General features: G+C 57.9%; 15 protein-coding genes. 10 read left to right on the top strand and 5 right to left on the bottom strand.

All coding sequences use genetic code 11. The annotated features are described in order from the left end of the window. The 4 genes from LG376_RS09300 to LG376_RS09285 all read left to right on the top strand — a co-directional run bounded on the left by LG376_RS09300 (nucleotide 1) and on the right by LG376_RS09285 (nucleotide 3,892). Entirely contained in the window at nucleotides 1-930 is a 930-nt protein-coding gene (locus LG376_RS09300) for an ABC transporter ATP-binding protein (protein ID WP_225746919.1), read from the top strand. 57 nt (nucleotides 931-987) lie between these two features. Further along, a complete protein-coding gene (locus LG376_RS09295) occupies nucleotides 988-1,752 on the top strand; it encodes an ABC transporter permease (RefSeq protein WP_225746918.1) in 765 nt (254 codons plus the stop codon). A gap of 69 nt (nucleotides 1,753-1,821) precedes the next feature. Continuing rightward, entirely contained in the window at nucleotides 1,822-2,850 is a 1,029-nt protein-coding gene (locus tag LG376_RS09290; protein WP_225746917.1) for a heme A synthase, read from the top strand. Nucleotides 2,851-2,914: 64 nt separating this feature from the next. Next, nucleotides 2,915-3,892: a quinone oxidoreductase gene (locus tag LG376_RS09285; protein ID WP_225746916.1), complete on the top strand. Its 978-nt coding sequence runs from the start codon at nucleotides 2,915-2,917 to the stop codon at nucleotides 3,890-3,892. A gap of 83 nt (nucleotides 3,893-3,975) precedes the next feature. Here the strand turns inward: LG376_RS09285 and LG376_RS09280 are convergent, their stop codons facing one another. After that, entirely contained in the window at nucleotides 3,976-4,920 is a 945-nt protein-coding gene (locus LG376_RS09280) for a heme o synthase (RefSeq protein WP_225746915.1), read from the bottom strand. A gap of 347 nt (nucleotides 4,921-5,267) precedes the next feature. On the opposite strand from LG376_RS09280, the gene tkt reads away from it, so the two are divergent. The 5 genes from tkt (at nucleotide 5,268) to pgl (ending at nucleotide 11,839) form a co-directional block, all read left to right on the top strand. Continuing rightward, a complete protein-coding gene (tkt, locus tag LG376_RS09275; RefSeq protein ID WP_225747381.1) occupies nucleotides 5,268-7,340 on the top strand; it encodes a transketolase in 2,073 nt (690 codons plus the stop codon). 27 nt (nucleotides 7,341-7,367) lie between these two features. Next, nucleotides 7,368-8,453: a transaldolase gene (gene tal / locus LG376_RS09270; RefSeq protein ID WP_049378184.1), complete on the top strand. Its 1,086-nt coding sequence runs from the start codon at nucleotides 7,368-7,370 to the stop codon at nucleotides 8,451-8,453. A 99-nt stretch (nucleotides 8,454-8,552) separates the two neighbouring features. Then, complete coding sequence (zwf, locus tag LG376_RS09265) at nucleotides 8,553-10,085, top strand: glucose-6-phosphate dehydrogenase (protein WP_080970416.1); 1,533 nt, start codon at nucleotides 8,553-8,555, stop codon at nucleotides 10,083-10,085. Nucleotides 10,086-10,099: 14 nt separating this feature from the next. After that, on the top strand, nucleotides 10,100-11,035 hold the full coding sequence (locus LG376_RS09260) for a glucose-6-phosphate dehydrogenase assembly protein OpcA (RefSeq protein ID WP_198493096.1): 936 nt from the start codon (nucleotides 10,100-10,102) through the stop codon (nucleotides 11,033-11,035). Nucleotides 11,036-11,077: 42 nt separating this feature from the next. Beyond that, nucleotides 11,078-11,839 carry a 6-phosphogluconolactonase gene (gene pgl, locus LG376_RS09255; RefSeq protein WP_225746914.1) on the top strand — a complete coding sequence of 254 codons (762 nt, stop codon included), beginning with the start codon at nucleotides 11,078-11,080 and terminating at the stop codon, nucleotides 11,837-11,839. A gap of 147 nt (nucleotides 11,840-11,986) precedes the next feature. On the opposite strand, the gene secG is transcribed toward pgl, so the two are convergent. The 4 genes from secG to gap all read right to left on the bottom strand — a co-directional run bounded on the left by secG (nucleotide 11,987) and on the right by gap (nucleotide 15,569). Further along, nucleotides 11,987-12,220 (bottom strand): preprotein translocase subunit SecG, encoded by a 234-nt coding sequence (secG, locus tag LG376_RS09250; protein WP_005324856.1) that lies wholly within the window; start codon nucleotides 12,218-12,220, stop codon nucleotides 11,987-11,989. A 184-nt stretch (nucleotides 12,221-12,404) separates the two neighbouring features. After that, entirely contained in the window at nucleotides 12,405-13,187 is a 783-nt protein-coding gene (gene tpiA, locus LG376_RS09245; RefSeq protein ID WP_225746913.1) for a triose-phosphate isomerase, read from the bottom strand. A 39-nt stretch (nucleotides 13,188-13,226) separates the two neighbouring features. Then, complete coding sequence (gene pgk, locus LG376_RS09240; protein ID WP_225746912.1) at nucleotides 13,227-14,444, bottom strand: phosphoglycerate kinase; 1,218 nt, start codon at nucleotides 14,442-14,444, stop codon at nucleotides 13,227-13,229. Nucleotides 14,445-14,561: 117 nt separating this feature from the next. Next, nucleotides 14,562-15,569, bottom strand: a complete 1,008-nt coding sequence (gap, locus tag LG376_RS09235) for a type I glyceraldehyde-3-phosphate dehydrogenase (RefSeq protein ID WP_198493099.1) — start codon at nucleotides 15,567-15,569, stop codon at nucleotides 14,562-14,564. A gap of 540 nt (nucleotides 15,570-16,109) precedes the next feature. Here gap and LG376_RS09230 point away from each other — a divergent pair. Beyond that, complete coding sequence (locus LG376_RS09230; protein WP_370633379.1) at nucleotides 16,110-17,756, top strand: L-lactate permease; 1,647 nt, start codon at nucleotides 16,110-16,112, stop codon at nucleotides 17,754-17,756. Nucleotides 17,757-17,768: the final 12 nt, after the last annotated feature.

Raw genomic sequence — 17,768 nt, 5'->3', positions numbered from 1 at the left:
GTGAATTCCATTTCAGCCGATAGCCCAGCCCTCACCGTGGACAACGTGGTGAAAAAATATGGCTCCACCACCGCCGTTAACGGTCTAAGCCTTAGCGTTGCCACAGGTGAGGTCTTTTGCCTCCTTGGCCCCAATGGCGCCGGGAAGTCCACGACGATTGAGATGTCAGAGGGTTTTATCCACCCCACCAGCGGCACAATCGACGTCCTCGGGCTAGACCCGAGTTCCGCACCGGACAAGGTGCGCGAAAAGGTCGGCATCATGTTGCAGGGTGGTGGTTCCTACTCCGGCATCCGCGTTCTGGAAATGCTAGAACTTTCCGCTAGCTACAGCGCCCATCCCCTCCCCCCGCACTGGCTACTGGAAACGCTCGGGCTGGAAGGAGTAGCCCGGACTCCCTATCGCAGACTCTCCGGCGGGCAGCAACAACGCCTTTCCCTCGCTCTAGCAATCATCGGTCGGCCTGAACTAGTTTTTCTCGATGAGCCCACCGCTGGCATGGATGCACAATCCCGTTTGGCGGTCTGGGACCTTGTTCGAGCCCTGAGGCGCGATGGAGTCACCATTGTTCTTACCACCCACCTCATGGATGAAGCGGAGTCACTAGCGGACCGAGTGGCAATCATGGATCATGGCGAGCTGGTAGCCCACGGCTCCCCCGCGGAACTTACCGCCCAGTCGGACTCGGCAGGGCTTAGTTTCAGCACCGATATCGATGTTGATATGGAGGCTTTGGCTGAGGCCGGAATTCGAGCGATCAAATCCCGGCCGCTGCATTACCGCTTGACCCAGGCCGGCACACCCGAGACGATTGCCGCGCTGAGCGCCGAACTTGCCCGCCAAGGAGTCCTGCTGCGGCGCTTAGACGCAGCCCACCGCAACTTAGAGGAGGTCTTCCTTGACCTTACCGGGCGCCATTTGCGCAGCTAGCTGCGCCCTCCACCAGGATCGAGTTCAATAAACTGCGTTGCGGAAAGAAGCCACCACATGAGCACTACCTTTAACCCTGGAACCTTTACCCCCGCCCCCAAACGGGCTAGCGCCGGCGCCATGTTGCTCGCGCAAGGAAAGATGGAAGCAAAACTCATGCTGCGCCACGGCGAACAGCAATTGCTGAGCGTCATCATACCGCTGGCCCTGCTCATTGGCGCGGCCCACCTAGAGTCGCTCACCGGACATGGCTTGCACGAGGTTTTTCCCATGGTGCTTGCAGTAGCGGCCACCTCCGCAGGCTTTACCGGTCAGGCCATTTCACTTGCCTTTGACCGGCGCTACGGGGCCCTTAAACGCACCGGCGCGTCCGGTGTGCCCGCATGGGCCATTATTGGCGGCAAGATCCTCGGCGTGCTCACCATGGTGGTATTCCAAATCCTCGTTTTGGGCATAGCTGCCTATATCCTGGGTCTCCGTATCAGCCTGGGCGGGGTGCTGCTCATGATTCTTTCGCTATCTTTTGGCGTTGCTGCTTTTACCGCCATGGGGCTGCTGCTCGGCGGCACCCTCAGCTCTGAGGTGGTACTCGCACTGGCCAATCTCATCTGGTTCCTGCTCCTCGGCGTAGTCGGATGGACCCTCTACTCCCAGGGCCTGGGCGATAATGGCATCCTCAACGCGGTGCCGACCGTCGCCCTAGCAGGCGCGCTTACCGACGCCTCTAATTCCATCTTCCCCGGCCTCGAGCTCCTATCCTTGTTGGCGTGGCTTGCGGTGGCGTCGTTCGCTGCGGTCCGTTGGTTCCGCTTCGATGGCTAAATGTGACTTTTATCCGGTTCCTTTCGAAACGAGAGGAATTTTTATGCCCGAAATCTTCCGACTAGTAGGATGCTATGCGTGAATTACTGGACGAAGATCAAGCGCTTCTTTAAGGAAGCCGCCCCTACACTGCAACAGCAGCGCCTCATCGCGCTCATCCTCCTCTTGTGCCAGGGTGGCATCACCGTGTCTGGTTCCATTGTCCGCGTGACCGGCTCGGGATTGGGTTGTCCCACCTGGCCGGAATGCCAACCAGGCTCCCTTGTCCCTATGGAAGGCGCTGCGCCTGCTCTCCACCAGGCCATCGAGTTTGGTAACCGCCTGCTTACTTTCGTCGTAACCGCAGCGGCTATCGCCGCCGTCATTGCCATGCGTATGGCGCGACGCCGCGCAGAGCTCAAGGTGTACGCATGGCTCAACGTCGCTGGCATCGTACTGCAAGCGGTCATCGGCGGTATCTCTGTCCACCTAGACCTCCGCTGGTGGTCCGTGGCGTTGCACTTCCTACCTTCGATGCTCTTGGTATGGCTGGCGGCAATGCTTTATTCCCGCATTGTGGAACCCGATGACGGAACGCCACGCGCTCGCTTCCCTCAAGCGATTCGCCTCCTTGCAGCGGTCGCTACCGTTGCCTTGAGCATTGTGCTCATCACCGGCACGATGGTTACCGGTTCGGGCGTCCACTCTGGCGATTCCGGGGTGGGAATGGAAGGCCGCCTGCAGGTAGATACCGAAGCCATGGCCGTCACCCACGCCATGTGCATGTACGTCTACCTGACGCTTACGGTTATTACCGTCTTCCTGCTTTACAAGAACCGCGCACCTCAAGACGCTAAGAAGGCTGGCTGGGTCCTCGTTGTATGCATCCTCATTCAGTGGGCGGTAGGCGTTTACCAGTTCTACATGAGCATTCCGCGCTGGACTGTCCCCTTCCATATTGGCCTCTCCTCCTTCGTCACCGCGTATACCGCCCTGCTATGGGCACACGGTGTACGCCGCACCGACGGCACCGCGGATCTCATCACCGGCTCTCCCAGCGGCGATGAGAAGTACGCGGCGCGCCAAACCTCTCTTGAACAAGAGCGAGCGACTGCTTAGCACATAATTCTTACGGCCGGCCGAGGAACTGCACTCGGCCGGCTTTTTGCGCTAGCCTGGCTATATGCACGCAATTCAGGTCACAGAAACCGGCGGACCAGAAGTACTTCGCTATACCGAAGTTCCCGCCCCCGCCCCTAATGACGACGAGGTTTTAGTCGACGTCATCATGGCTGGCGTCAACTACATCGATACCTATTATCGTGAGGGTATCTATAACGCGGCCACCCCGTTCATCCCCGGATTCGAAGGTACCGGACGCGTTGTCCACGACCCCAAGGGGGAAATTGCCGAGGGCACGATGGTGGCATGGAACCAGGCTTTTGGCTCCTACGCCGAACAGGTCTGCGTCCCACGCGAGGGACTAGTGGCGGTCCCTGATGATTTCCAGCCAGAAGTCGCTGCCTCTATGTTGCTGCAGGGCATTACCGCACACTATTTGGCGCATGGCGTTTATCAACTGGGTGAAGGCGCTTCCTGTCTGATTACTGCCGGCGCCGGCGGTGTAGGCCAGATCCTCACCCAAATGGCATCGTCGCTCGGCGCTACCGTTTATACGGTGGTCTCCACGGACGAAAAGGAGGAGCTCTCCTACGCAGCCGGTGCGGATAAGGTATTTCGCTATGGCGACGCACTCGCCGAGCAGGTCCGTCGCTACAACGGTGATAGGGGCGTTGACGTGGTTTACGACGGCGTCGGCAAGGCTACCTTCCACGAGTCCCTCGAAGCAGTACGCCCCCGTGGCACCGTCGCGCTATTCGGCGCCGCTTCTGGCCCAGTTGAGCCTATCGACCCGCAGCTGCTAAACAAGCATGGGTCTATCTTCCTCACTCGGCCTTCCATCGGCGCATGGACAGCCCAAGAAGGCGAGTTCCAGATGCGTGCCCAGGCGGTCGTCCAAGCTGTTATCGACGGCGATCTGAGCTTCAACGTCACGGCATCTTATCCACTGGAAGATGCCGCTGCGGCGCACCGCGACCTCCAGGAGCGCAAGACTACCGGTTCCATCGTGCTGCGCGTCCAAGCTGGCGATAAAACCTAAACCCACCCACACACGCCGAAAGCGCGGGAACGCATTTGCCTTCCCGCGCTTTCGCCTTCTTATCCTTGGGTATCTGGGCGCAGTCAGAATAACGTGGCCGACCAGCCGAGCATCCTGCCTAGTGGCTCCCAACCCAATACTGCGTCGATGGACAACCCGATAAAGAGCACCGACAGGTAGTTATTGGAGTAAATGAACAGGCGCATCGGCTTAACCTTGGCACCGTTCTTGACTCCTTTGTGCAGGCGTATAGCCATCCATAGGAATACCGCGTCGGAGGCAAGAGCTGCGACCAAGTAAATCCACGATGCAGCGGGGACGATAAGTAGGGTCACGATAACCGTGCCCACGGTATACCACACGATCTGTCGAGTGACTTCCTTCTCATCAGCCACTACGGGCAGCATCGGCACGCCGGCCTTGCGGTAGTCTTCCTTGTACTTCATGGCCAGCGCCCACGTGTGTGGCGGAGTCCAGAAGAAGATAATGAGGAAGAGCACGATTGCCTGCCACCAGCGGTCAGGCTCTCCAACAGGAGCGTTATCCCGGATAACCGCCCAGCCGACCATCGCCGGCATGCAGCCGGCCAAGCCGCCCCAGACGATATTTTGAGCATTGCGCATCTTCAAAAACTTGGTGTAGACGAAGACATAGAAAAAGTTCGTCAAAATCACGAAGAAGGCCGCCAGCCAGGAATGAGCGAGGACGCCCAACCACAGCACGGAAAGGATGAGCATTACCCAGGCGAAAATTGCTGCGTTTCGCTTAGAAATCTTGGCCCTTACCAACGGGCGGGCTCTCGTGCGCTGCATCTTTTGATCCAGCTCGTAGTCCACGACGTTATTAAACGTGTGGGCGGCAGCAGCGCCCATCCAACCGCCGAAAATGGTCGACACGATAAGCCAGATATTGTCTGAAACGGCCTCCACGCCGCGTTGCGCTTGGAGCATCGCCGGGATTGCGGCCACGAGGAGGAGTTCAATGATCCTCGGTTTCGTTAGCGCAAAATAGGCCTTGATGGTCTCCAAGGGATTCCTCCACTATCTGAACGTTGGTGAACTGTGTCCCGCGCACTTCCTGCGCGCGGTCACCCCTAGCGGTCGCACATGCCCGTGAAAAAGTTCCAGTTCTCTCACTCACAGTTTTCGGCGCCGGGGTGAAAGACAACAGGCCTATGGCCGCTAGATTCAGTGCGCGCTTAGCGCCTACGCGCACTCCACTTAGCCATGCCAGCATACCGTTTATGCCTAGCTTTCTATAATTGCGCACCACCGGTTAAAAAATTACTAGACTGAATAAAGTTAAGTACTTTTTGCCTAGACATAAGCGAGGCTTTCCAGTGTCGAAAGATAAGTTGTCCCCAGAACTCCAAACTATGGTCGAACGCCGTTACCCGGAGGATTGGTCGGAGTTTGACACCCGCGCCGTCGACACCGTGCGAGTACTAGCCGCAGATGCTGTACAAAAATGCGGTTCCGGCCACCCAGGCACCGCAATGTCCCTCGCCCCCCTCGCTTACACCTTGTATCAGCGCGTCATTAACCATGATCCCGCCGATGTGCACTGGGCCGGCCGCGACCGTTTCGTTCTATCGGTTGGTCACTCTTCCCTCACCCAGTACATCCAGCTCTACCTGGGCGGCTTTGGCTTGGAGATGGACGATCTCCAGCAGCTGCGCACCTGGGGATCGCGCACGCCTGGCCACCCTGAGGTGCACCACACCGATGGCGTGGAAATCACCACTGGCCCCCTTGGTCAAGGCCTTGCTTCCTCCGTTGGCATGGCCATGGCGGCACGGAAAGAGCGCGGCCTTTTCGATCCAGAGGCACCGGCCGACGAGTCTCCCTTCGACCACTACGTCTACACCATTGCGTCCGATGGTGACCTGCAGGAGGGCGTTACCGCTGAGGCTTCTTCCCTGGCGGGTACGCAAAAGCTGGGCAACTTGATTGTCTTCTGGGACGATAACCGCATCTCTATTGAGGACGATACGAGTATTGCTTTCAACGAAGACGTGGTCGCCCGCTACGAGGCCTACGGCTGGCACGTCCAAACGGTCGAATCCGGCGAAGACGTCGTAGCCATTGAGGAGGCCGTCAAGGCAGCTCAGGCAGAAACCGAGCGCCCTTCCTTCATCCGCGTGAAGACCGTCATTGGCTACCCGGCCCCGAATAAGATGAATACCGGCGGCGTTCATGGCGCTGCACTGGGTGATGACGAGGTAGCTGCCACTAAGGAGGTCTTAGGCTTCGATCCGGAACGCAGCTTCCACATCGACGACGAGGTCATCGCGCACACCCGCAAGCTGCGCGAGCGCGGCGCCGAGAAGCACGCCGCGTGGCAGAAGAAGTTCGACGAATGGGCTGCAGCTAATCCGGAGAATAAGGCACTCTTTGACCGCATGCAGGCGCGCGAATTGCCGCAAGATTTTGACGCTGAATTGCCGGTGTGGGAACCGGGTGAATCCTTGGCCACCCGCAAGGCTTCTGAGGCCACCATCCAGGCCTTGGCCGCTTCCCTTCCTGAGATGTGGGGTGGCTCTGCTGACCTTGCCGGCTCCAATAACACCGTGATTAAGGGCGCGGACTCCTTCGGCCCCGCAACCATTACCACCGATATGTGGTCGGCTCAGCCGTATGGCCGCAACCTCCACTTTGGCATTCGCGAGCACGCGATGTCTGCGATCATGAACGGTATTGCTCTGCACGGCAATACCCGCGTTTACGGTGGTACCTTCCTTATTTTCTCCGAGTACCAGTACCCGGCTGTCCGCCTGGGCTCTTTAATGTCTACCGATACCTACTATGTCTGGACCCACGACTCCATCGGCCTAGGCGAGGATGGCCCAACCCACCAGCCGGTAGAGACCCTTTCTGCCCTTCGCGCTATCCCGAACCTGTCCGTTATTCGCCCGGCCGATGCCAACGAAACCGCACAGGCTTGGGCCGCAGCTCTCGAGTACAAGGCCGCACCAAAGGGCCTGGCGCTGAGCCGCCAGGGACTACCGGTACTGGAAGGCACCAAGGAAAAGGCTCATGATGGCGTGCGCCGCGGAGCTTATGTTCTGGTGGAAGAGTCCAAGGAAACGCCGGACGTGATCCTCCTCGCTACCGGTTCTGAGGTGCAGCTTGCCGTCGCCGCCGCTAAGGAACTTGAGGCCGCCGGAACAGCCACCCGCGTTGTCTCCGCACCGTGCCTTGAGTGGTTTGATGAGCAGGATGACGCATACCGCGAGTCCGTGCTGCCTAGCGAGGTGCAGGCCCGTGTCTCCATCGAAGCCGGCATCGCTATGCCGTGGCACAAGTACACCGGTTCTTTCGGCCGGAACATTTCCATCGAGCACTACGGCGCCTCTGCTCCTGCGGGCGAACTCTTTGAGAAATTTGGCTTCACCACTACAGCGGTTGTTGAAGCGGCCCAAGAATCGCTGGCTGCTGCGAAGAAGTAAACCTCCAGGACTGGATAAGGAGTAATCATGAACCACATTTCCGAACTACGCCAGCTGGGAACCTCAACCTGGCTCGATGACCTTTCTCGCGAGCGCCTAGTTTCGGGCAATCTCAAGGAGATAATTTCCGCTAAGTCCATCGTGGGAGTTACCACCAACCCGGCAATTTTCGCCGCGGCGATGACCAACGGCACCGCCTACGATGCCGAGCTTTCCACGTTGAAGGAGACCAAGGCCGCTGCCGATGAAGCGGTGTACGCATTGGCCATCGAGGACGTCAAGAATGCCTGCGACCTCTTTGCGGATATCTACTCCTCTACTAACGGTGCAGATGGCCGCGTGTCCATCGAGGTCGACCCACGCATTTCTGATGATGCTACTGCCACCCTTAAACAAGCGCGTGAGTTGTGGTCCAAGGTTGATCGTCCCAACGTGATGATCAAGATTCCGGCCACCACCGGTTCCCTTCCTGCCATCGAAGATGCCTTGGCGGAGGGAATCAGCGTCAACGTCACTCTTATTTTCTCCGTGGATCGCTACCGCGATGTCATTGAGGCTTTCCGTACTGGTCTCAAGCGTGCCGCCGAGGCAGGCAAGGACGTCTCCACCATTCACTCCGTGGCTTCCTTCTTTGTTTCCCGGTTGGATACCGAAGTGGATAAGCGCTTGGAAGCTATTGGCAGCGAGAGTGCTCTGGCGCTGCGCGGTAAGGCGGGCGTCGCCAATGCACAGCGCGCCTATGCTCTCTTCCAGGATGCCCTGCTTAACGACGCCGACTTGCCCGAAGGCGCCCACCTCCAGCGTCCACTGTGGGCTTCTACCGGTGTAAAGAATCCGGAGTACCCAGCCACCTTGTACGTATCGGAGCTGGCTGGCCCGCACACGGTCAACACCATGCCGGAAAAGACCATCGATGCGGTTCTCTCCGAGGGCAACCTCCACGGCGACGCCCTGTCTGATAGCCGCGAGGCTGCAGAAGGCGTCTTTGCCCAGCTAGAAGAGGTCGGCATTGATTTCGATGATGTCTTTGCAGTGCTGGAGCGCGAGGGCGTTGATAAGTTTGTCGCTGCGTGGGAGGAACTGCTTGCTTCCATTAAGGAGCGACTCGCGTAAACTAGCCGTGTGACTTGTGCCCCGCCGAGAATTCGGCGGGGCATTCTGCCGCTAGAATATTAGCGAGCTTAAAGCCCATAAACTCAGGAAGGATTCTTCGTGACCGACTCAGCCGCTTGGGTCAACCCCTTGCGCAATGCCAGCGACAAGCGATTGCCGCGAATCGCAGGACCCGCGGGCATGGTCATCTTCGGCGTTACCGGTGACCTAGCATATAAAAAGCTACTGCCCGCAATCTACGACCTAGCGAGCCGTGGCCTCCTACCCGCTGGCTTTACCCTTGTGGGTTATGGTCGCCGTGACTGGGACAAGGTCGCATTCTGTGACTACGTTCGCTCAGCCGTCATCGCTAGCTCACGTACCGAGTTCAATGAAGATGTCTGGCAGCATTTATCCCAGGGAATCGAATTTGTGCAAGGCTCTTTCGACGATGCTGGATTCGATCGCCTCTCGGCGCGTTTGGGCGAGCTAGATCGCGAGCGCGGCACCGGCAGCAACTGGGCATACTACCTTTCGGTTCCCCCGGAATTCTTCTCCAATATCTGCCACCAGCTGGAGCGGGTGGGCATGGCCAACTCCGTGGAAGACTCGTGGCGCCGAGTAATCATTGAGAAGCCCTTCGGCCACGATCAAGAGTCTGCCCGCAAGCTCAATGAGATTGTCAACGCCGTCTTCCCCGAGTCCGCGGTCTTCCGCATTGACCATTATTTGGGCAAAGAAACGGTGCAAAACATCATGGCTTTGCGCTTTGCGAATCAAATTTTTGAGCCCATGTGGAACGCCCACTACATCGATCACGTCCAAATCACCATGGCCGAAGATATTGGCCTAGGCGGCCGCGCTGGCTATTATGACGGCATCGGTGCGGCTCGAGACGTCATCCAAAACCACCTGCTGCAGCTTTTGGCTCTAGTTGCGATGGAAGAACCGTCTTCCTTCGAGCCTGAGGCCCTGCAGGCAGAAAAGGTCAAGGTGCTGCGCGCTACCCACGCCGTGCATCCACTCAATAAAACGACTGCTCGCGGCCAGTACTCCGCCGGCTGGCAAGGCTCCGAGTTTGTCAAGGGCTTGCGCGAAGAAGAAGGCTTCGGCCCGGAGTCCACGACGGAGACCTATGCAGCTTGCACCTTGGAAGTAAACTCCCGCCGCTGGGGAGGAGTGCCCTTCTACCTGCGCACGGGCAAGCGCTTGGGCCGCCGCGTGACCGAGATTGCGCTGGTATTCAAGGCAGCGCCAAATCAACCATTCGTTGATGGCCAGACCGAAGCGCTGGGACGAAACGCCGTAGTCATCCGCGTGCAGCCGGATGAAGGTGTCACCATGCGCTTTGGTTCCAAGGTGCCCGGCTCCACCATGGAGGTCCGCGACGTCAATATGGACTTTGCTTATGCTGAGGCCTTTACCGAGGAATCTCCGGAAGCATACGAGCGCCTGATTTTGGATGCCCTCCTCGATGAGTCCTCGCTCTTCCCCACCAACGAAGAGGTGGAACTTTCCTGGGCGATTTTGGATCCCATTATCGATTACTGGTCCGAAGCAGGCCAACCGGAGGAATACCGCGCTGGCACGTGGGGCCCAGAATCCGCCGATAGAATGTTGCGCCGCCGGGGGCATTCCTGGCGCCGCCCATAGGAGGGACGCAGACAATGATTATTCCATTGCCCAACACCACTACTCGTGAAATCTCCAAAAAGCTAGTAGAGGCCCAAGAGCATTACACCCTTACTACCGGCCGAGTACTCACCCTCATCGTGGCTGCCCGCGAGGACGATGATTTGGAAAACATCTTGGCCTCCGTGCGCGATGCCTCCCACGAGCACCCGTCGCGCGTTCTGGTCGTTGTGACGGGCGACCCGCAGGCAGATACCCACTTAGATGCGCAGCTGCGCGTGGGCGGTGAAGCGGGTGCTTCTGAGATGGTCATCATGAAGTTGCACGGCGCTTTAGCAAACCAGGACGAGGCAGTCGTTACTCCACTGCTGCTTCCCGACACCCCTTTGGTCGCCTGGTGGCCTACCTTGTGCCCGCCTGACCCAGCTTCCAGCTCGGTGGGTAAACTGGCTCAACGCCGCATCACCAACGTTGCCTATGACGGACGCGTCACTGGCGAAGATCTGCGCACCTTATCCGCCGGTTACACGCCGGGCGATTCCGATATGTCCTGGGCCGCCATCACTTTGTGGCGCGGCGTCGTGGCCTCCGCATTGGACCGCCATCCTCACGAGCCCGTGCAATCCGTCGAGGTGGCGGGCCCTGCGGGCCACCCAGCTCCAGACTTCGCGGCTGGATGGATCCTCGATCGTTTGGCAGTCCCCGTCCACCGCGCTGTGACCGACTCTCAGGAGCCGCACTTCCCAGTGACCCACTTGCGGTTTAATCGGGAAACGAGCCACGTCGACGTTGATGTCGTCGACGAGCGCACGGTGCGTGTGTGCGTTCCAGGTTCCCCGGATTCCTTGGTGAGCCTTAGCAAGCGCTCCCAAGCTGAGGTTCTCTCTGAAGAATTGCGCCATCTGGATGCCGATAAGACTTATGCGCAAGCGCTCCGTGCGCTCGCCCAAGTAGACTACAGTAAGCACTAAAACGGCTTAACTCCGATTCTTTGCAAAGGATAGCGATACCTCATGGTAACTCTTCACCGCGTAAGCGATGTGGATGAACTTATCTCCCAGGCCGCGCTGAAATTCGTGGATACCGTAGCCCGTATCCAAGCCGCCGGTGGCGGGCTCCACCACGATGGGGTCGCGCGAGTTGTCCTAACCGGCGGTGGCGCTGGAATTGGCGTTCTCCACGAGCTAGCTCGTTTGGATTTCGCGGCACAGCAGCAAGGCGAGAATTTTCCAGCCCAGCGCATCGATTGGTCGCGCGTTCACGTCTTTTTCGGCGACGAGCGTAATGTGCCCGTCTCTGACGCAGATTCTAATGAGGGTCAAGCACGCAGTGCCCTGCTCAATCACGTAGATATTCCGGACCAGAATATTCACGGTTTTGATCTGGGCGCGGTGTCCATGGAAGCCGCGGCCAGTGCATATGAGCCAGAGCTGAAGGAATTTGCCCCGAACGGCTTCGATCTCCATCTGCTGGGCATGGGCGAAGAGGGCCATATCAATTCCTTGTTCCCCCATTCTGAGGCGGTTCGGGAGCAAGAAGAGCTAGCTGTTCCCGTTCATGACTCTCCCAAGCCGCCGAGCGAGCGCATCACCCTTACTCTTCCCGCAGTCAACAAGTCTGATCGGATCTGGCTTCTTGTAGCAGGCGAGGCCAAGGCGGAAGCTGCCAAGCACGTCGTTGAAGGCGCTGAGCCTGAAGAATGGCCAGCTGCAGGCGTGCACGGTAAGGAAGAAACCATCCTCTTCCTTGCCGATGACGCCGCATCCGAGCTCTAGGCACGTCAGCCTAGAGCGTAGCCGAGCTGAACTTTTGGGCTCGGAGCCACGCAAAAAGCGCCGGTACCGCTTCCCCACCTACAGTTCCTACAGGAAACCAGGAGGTTGGAAGCCGATACCGGCGCTTTCGCTATTCCAGCTGGTGGCTTAAGCGAATGCTTGGATGAGGTTGAGGCCTACGATGCACGCAAGCCAGATAATTACCATGACCACGGTGTAACGGTCCAGGTTCTTTTCCACGACGGTCGAGCCGGACAGGTTCGACTGCACGCCACCGCCAAAGAGGCTGGACAGGCCACCACCTTTGCCCTTGTGCAGCAGCACGAAGATGGACATCAAAATAGCTGCGATGACCAAGATGATTTCCAGTGCCAAGACCATGAGGATAATCCTTATTTCTAACGTGCGCCCTGCGGTTGACTCTCGCCACCCGCTAGCGCGGAATCGTACTTTTAGGCTTCGCGTACAGCGAAGCAATCACACCGGCCCACTGTACACGATGGCGCGGGCTGGAACCATTCCAACCCGCGCCTTAGCGCGAACCTGTGACGGGTGATAACTGCTGTTAGCTCAGGGCATTAGCTGCGTTGGCAGCCAACTTGGCAAACTCCTCGCCGACCAAGGAAGCGCCACCGATAAGGCCGCCGTCGACGTCAGGCTTGCTGACGATCTCTGCAACGGAATCAACCTTGACGGAACCACCGTAGAGAATGCGGATACCTGCAGCAACCTCCTCGCCTGCGAGCTCCGTTACGAGCTCACGGATGGCGGCGCAGACTTCTTGGGCATCGTCTGCGGAGGCAACCTTGCCGGTGCCAATCGCCCAAACTGGCTCGTAGGCGATGACAGTCTTGGCAAGCTGGTCTGCGCTCAGGCCGGCCAAAGAATTGCGGGTCTGGTTAACCACGTAGTCCACATGGGTACCGGCCTCGCGTACAGCCAACGGCTCGCCTACGCACACGATGGGGCTGATGCCATTGTCCAATGCTGCAGCTGCCTTCTCTGCAACGAGCTTATCGGTCTCGCCGTGGTACTGACGGCGCTCCGAGTGGCCCACAACCACCCAGCTGCAGCCGAGCTTGGCCAACATCTTGCCAGATACTTCACCAGTGAATGCGCCGGACTCGTGCTTAGAAATGTCCTGCGCACCGTAGGTGACCTGCAGCTTGTCGCCCTCTACCAGCGTTTGGATAGTGCGGATATCAGTAAACGGGACCATGTAGGCCACGTCAACCTTCTCGTAGTAGTCTTTTGGCAGGGAAAAGGCGAACTTCTGAACGGAGCCGATGGCCTCGACGTGGTCGAGGTTCATCTTCCAGTTACCTGCGATAAGTGGGGTGCGTGCCATGAATTTTTCCTCTCTTTCTGGCAAATTAAGAAGGCAGTTTTAGGCTTCCAGGACAGATACGCCCGGAAGCTCCTTGCCCTCGAGGTACTCGAGGGAGGCACCGCCGCCGGTGGAGATATGGCTGAAGCCATCCTCATCCAAGCCAAGCATGCGCACGGAGGCAGCGGAGTCGCCGCCACCAACGACGGAGAAGGAACCGTTCTTTGCGGTGGCGTCGATAATAGCCTGCGCTACACCAGCAGTGCCCTTGGAGAAAGCTTCCATTTCGAATACGCCCATCGGGCCGTTCCAGAAGACGGTCTTGGAGGAAGCAAGAACCTCTGCAAACTTTTCCACGGACTTTGGTCCAATATCCAGGGACATCCAGCCCTCAGGGATGCTATCGAGCTCGACTACCTGGGTCTCTGCATCCGCCGCGAACTTGCTTGCAGCAGTGAGATCAACCGGAAGCACCAGCTTGTCGCCAAAGCGTTCGAGCAGGTCCTTGCAGTTTTCGATCTGGTCTTCTTGCAGCAGGGACTCTTGGACGTTATAGCCCTTGGCAGCCAGCAGGGTGTAGCACATGCCGCCACCAATGATGACCTTGTCTGCCTTGCCGGCCAGTGCTTCAATCACGCCGAGCTTATCCGAAACCTTGGCGCCGCCGAGGACAACCACGTACGGGTGCTCCGGCTCCTTAGCTACAGTGGAAAGCACCGACAGTTCCTTTTCTACGAGCTTGCCTGCGTAAGCCGGTAGGCGCTTAGCGACGTCATACACAGATGCCTGCGCACGGTGGACAACGCCAAAGCCATCAGAAACAAAAGCGCCGTTATCGGCTGCTAGAGCAACGAGCTCGTCAGCGAACTGGCCGCGCTCGGCCTCGTCCTTGGAGGTCTCACGGGGGTCGAAGCGGACGTTTTCAACCAACATCACGTCACCGTCGTTGAGGCCGTTGGCGCGCTCATGAGCGTCTTCTCCGGTGACGTCGCCGGCTAAGGCAACGTACTGGTCAAGCGCCTCAGACAGCGCTTCAGCTACTGGAGCCAAAGAGAACTTAGAGTTTACCTCACCCTTTGGACGACCCAGGTGTGCGGAAAGAATGACCTTTGCACCCCCTTCTACCAGTGCCTTGATGGTCGGAAGAGAAGCGTTAATACGTCCGGGATCGGTAATGTTTCCCTCTTCATCAAGTGGAACATTGAAGTCAGAGCGGACGAGGACGTGGCGGGATTCGACGCCCTCCTTGAGAAGATCGTCAAGTGTCTGGAAAGCCATTAATTACTCCTTAAATAATTCGGACGGGTTAAAAGGCTATAGATATAAGAATACCGGCCGCGACGCAGCGCCGTGAAGGCTTGCATCAGGCCGGTTCCTCATTGCTAGAGCTCTAGTTTAGAGCTTGTCTGCCACCAGGTTGGTGAGGCGAACGAGCTGGGAGGTGTAGCCCCACTCGTTGTCGTACCAACCCAGAACCTTGACCAGGTTGCCGTTGGAAACCTTGGTCATGCCGGAGTCGAAGATGCAGCCGTGCGGGGAGGTAACAATGTCAGTGGAAACCAGCGGATCCTCGGTGTATGCGAGGGTGTCCTTGAGCTCGCCCTCAGCAGCTTCCTTCAGGGCGGCGTTGATTTCCTCGGCGGTGACATCGCGGGAAGCGGTGAAGGTCAGATCGGTAGCGGAGCCGGTGATAACCGGGACGCGCATTGCGTAACCATCCAGCTTGCCGTCGAGCTCAGGCAGAACCAGGGATACGGCCTTAGCAGCGCCAGTGGAGGTAGGCACCATGTTTACTGCAGCGGCACGGGCGCGGCGCGGATCCTTGTGCGGAGCGTCCTGGATGCGCTGGTCGCCGGTGTAAGCGTGAACGGTGGTCATCAGGCCCTTTTCAATGCCGAACTTGTCATTGAGAACCTTTGCCATCGGTGCCAGGCAGTTAGTGGTGCAGGATGCTGCGGAGATGACGTTGTGGTTTGCCGGATCATAGGTGTCAGAGTTGACGCCATAGACGAAGGTTGCGTCTACTTCCTTGCCCGGAGCGGAAATAATGACCTTCTTGGCGCCAGCCTCGAGGTGAGCCTTAGCGTCGTTGCCGTTGGTGAAGCGGCCGGTGGACTCGATGACGAGGTCTACGTTGTACTCGCCCCACTTGAGCTGCTTCGGGTCCTTCTCTGCGGTTACCACGATGCGGTGGCCGTTAACGGTAATGGACTCATCGTCGTGAGTAATTTCGCCATCGAAGCGGCCCAGTACGGAGTCGTACTTCAGCAGGTTAGCCAGCGAGGCGTTGTCGGTCAGGTCGTTTACTGCAACAACTTCGAGGTTGTTGTCACCCTGAGCGACTGCACGGAAAAAGTTACGGCCGATGCGGCCAAAGCCATTGATACCTACGCGGATAGTCACTGTATTTCTCCTCAAAGAGTCGAGTAAATGTGTGTACGGGTATGTGCGCGGGTCCTTCAATGAAGTCTGTGTTTGAGAAGCGCCCGAGCGTTTTCCCTTACATTGCCGATACTACCGAGCGTTTTTTGTCAGCGCAGGCTCCCAGCGGCCTTGAGAACTAGTGGATGACAGATTTTCCAAAAGCGCGTACACTCTTTCCGATCCTTTTTATTTCCCACATACAAACCCGCTGGATAGGCCCGAACACGTGGGTTTGTGTTGGGTTTACCCCGTTAACGTGAGATATATCACTGTTGAGCTTCAGGGGTTGCGTCCGCCTCTGTCCGATCGGACATTGAGAAATGCTGCCGCTAACCCCTATCAAGACGACCGTATTGTTTCCGTGACGCCCACCGCACGATATGCTTTCCTTACTCACTGGCTCACAAAGCGTTTAAGGCAACCCTGCCTGCTCTAGCGCCACCGTTGGTCACCGTGAGAATGCTTCATGTGCCCGTAATTTCCTACGGGCAAAACCACCGTAGAAATCAAGGACTTCTCTTGTTCGAAATAAATACCTCTGCTGTGGGTGACAGCCTCGGGCTTACCGCCCTGGTGGCGATTCTCCCGCTCATTGCATTCTTTATCATGCTGCTAGGCGTTAAGGCACGCGCGCATACTTCTGGCGCCGTTGCCCTGGCAGTATCCCTCATTATTGCCATCGTCGGCTTCTCCATGCCGGTAGATATGGCCTTGTCCTCCGCCGTACGTGGCGGTCTATTCGGACTCCTGCCCATCGTCTGGGTCATCATTACGGCAATTTGGTTCTATGAAATCACCGTAGCTTCCGGGCGCTTCGAGGATCTGCGCAAGACCTTTGACCTTTTGGGTGATGGCGATATTCGCATTCAGGCTATCCTCATTGCCTTCTGTTTTGGCGGTCTGTTGGAGGCCCTCGCTGGCTTCGGCGCCCCTGTGGCCATTACCGCGACCATGATCATGGCCCTTGGTGTGAAGCCACTGCGCGCGGCAACAGTAGTTCTGATTGCTAATACCGCTCCGGTTGCTTTTGGCGCGGTTGGCATCCCGGTAACCACTGCTGGCGAGGTAGCCGGTCGCAGCGCCGAGCAAACCCACGACATCGCAGCGCTTATTTCCTTGCAGGTGCTGCTCATCGCCGCCATCGTGCCATTCCTTATCGCCTTCATCTTGGACGGCTTCCGCGGTGTCAAGGAAACTGCCCCAGCCGCTGCCGTGATGGGCATTTCCTTCGCGTTCGCTCAGTGGTTGACCGCGACTTTCTTTGCGTACCAGCTCACCAACGTCATCGCCTGCATCGTCTCCTTGGGCTGTGCTTTCGCCTTCCTCCGGGTATGGAAGCCGAAGGGCGTCAAGGAGTTGCGCGAGCGTCTCGAGCTGCCTGCCGCCGAGTCCACCACCGACCTCAACGGACGCCGTATCTGGATGGCGCTGCTTCCCTACGCCGTAGTGACCGTTGTCTTTGCCGTGGCAACCGCCGCCCCCGCTGTCTTCGGATTCCTCAAGCTTCACTTTGCCTGGCCTCTGCTTGATGACGCAATTGTCGACGCCGACGGCAACCTCATGGATACTAGCTTCAGCTTCAATGTCTTTGGCAACCCAGGTACGCTCCTGCTGCTCTCGGGCATTATCGTTGCGGTTGTCTACCACTTCTTCAATGAAAATGGCCGCTACAGCCTAAGCTTTGGGCAACCAGTGAGCGCTTTTGGGGACGTCGTCAGCCGCATGAAGTTCTCGGCTCTTACCATCATCCTGGTGCTGGCCTTGGCCTATACGATGAACTACTCCGGCCAGACTATTACTATTGGTGAGTTCGTCTCTTCTGCCGGCAGCATCTTTGCGCTCTTCGCCCCAGTCCTGGGCTGGATTGGTACCGCGGTTACTGGCTCCGATACATCTGCTAATGCCCTCTTTGCCAACCTGCAGGTAGCAGCGGCAGAACGAATTGGCGTAAACCCTGACCTCATGCTCGCGGCCAATACCGCAGGCGGCGTCGTGGGCAAGATGATCTCCCCGCAGTCCCTTGCAATTGCGGCTACCGCCGTCAATATGGAGGGCAAGGAATCTGTCATCCTGAAGAACGTAGTGGGCTACTCCGTGGCCTTCCTGGCTTTTGTCTGTGTCATCGTGTTCTTGATGACCAACGTCCTAGGGTTCCTAGTTCCCTAGTTCTTTAACGCT

It is taken from the genome of Corynebacterium sp. Marseille-P4611 (assembly GCF_916618765.1).
Classification (GTDB): Bacteria; Actinomycetota; Actinomycetes; order Mycobacteriales; family Mycobacteriaceae; genus Corynebacterium; species Corynebacterium marquesiae.
This window is presented reverse-complemented; position numbering and strand designations above follow the sequence as displayed.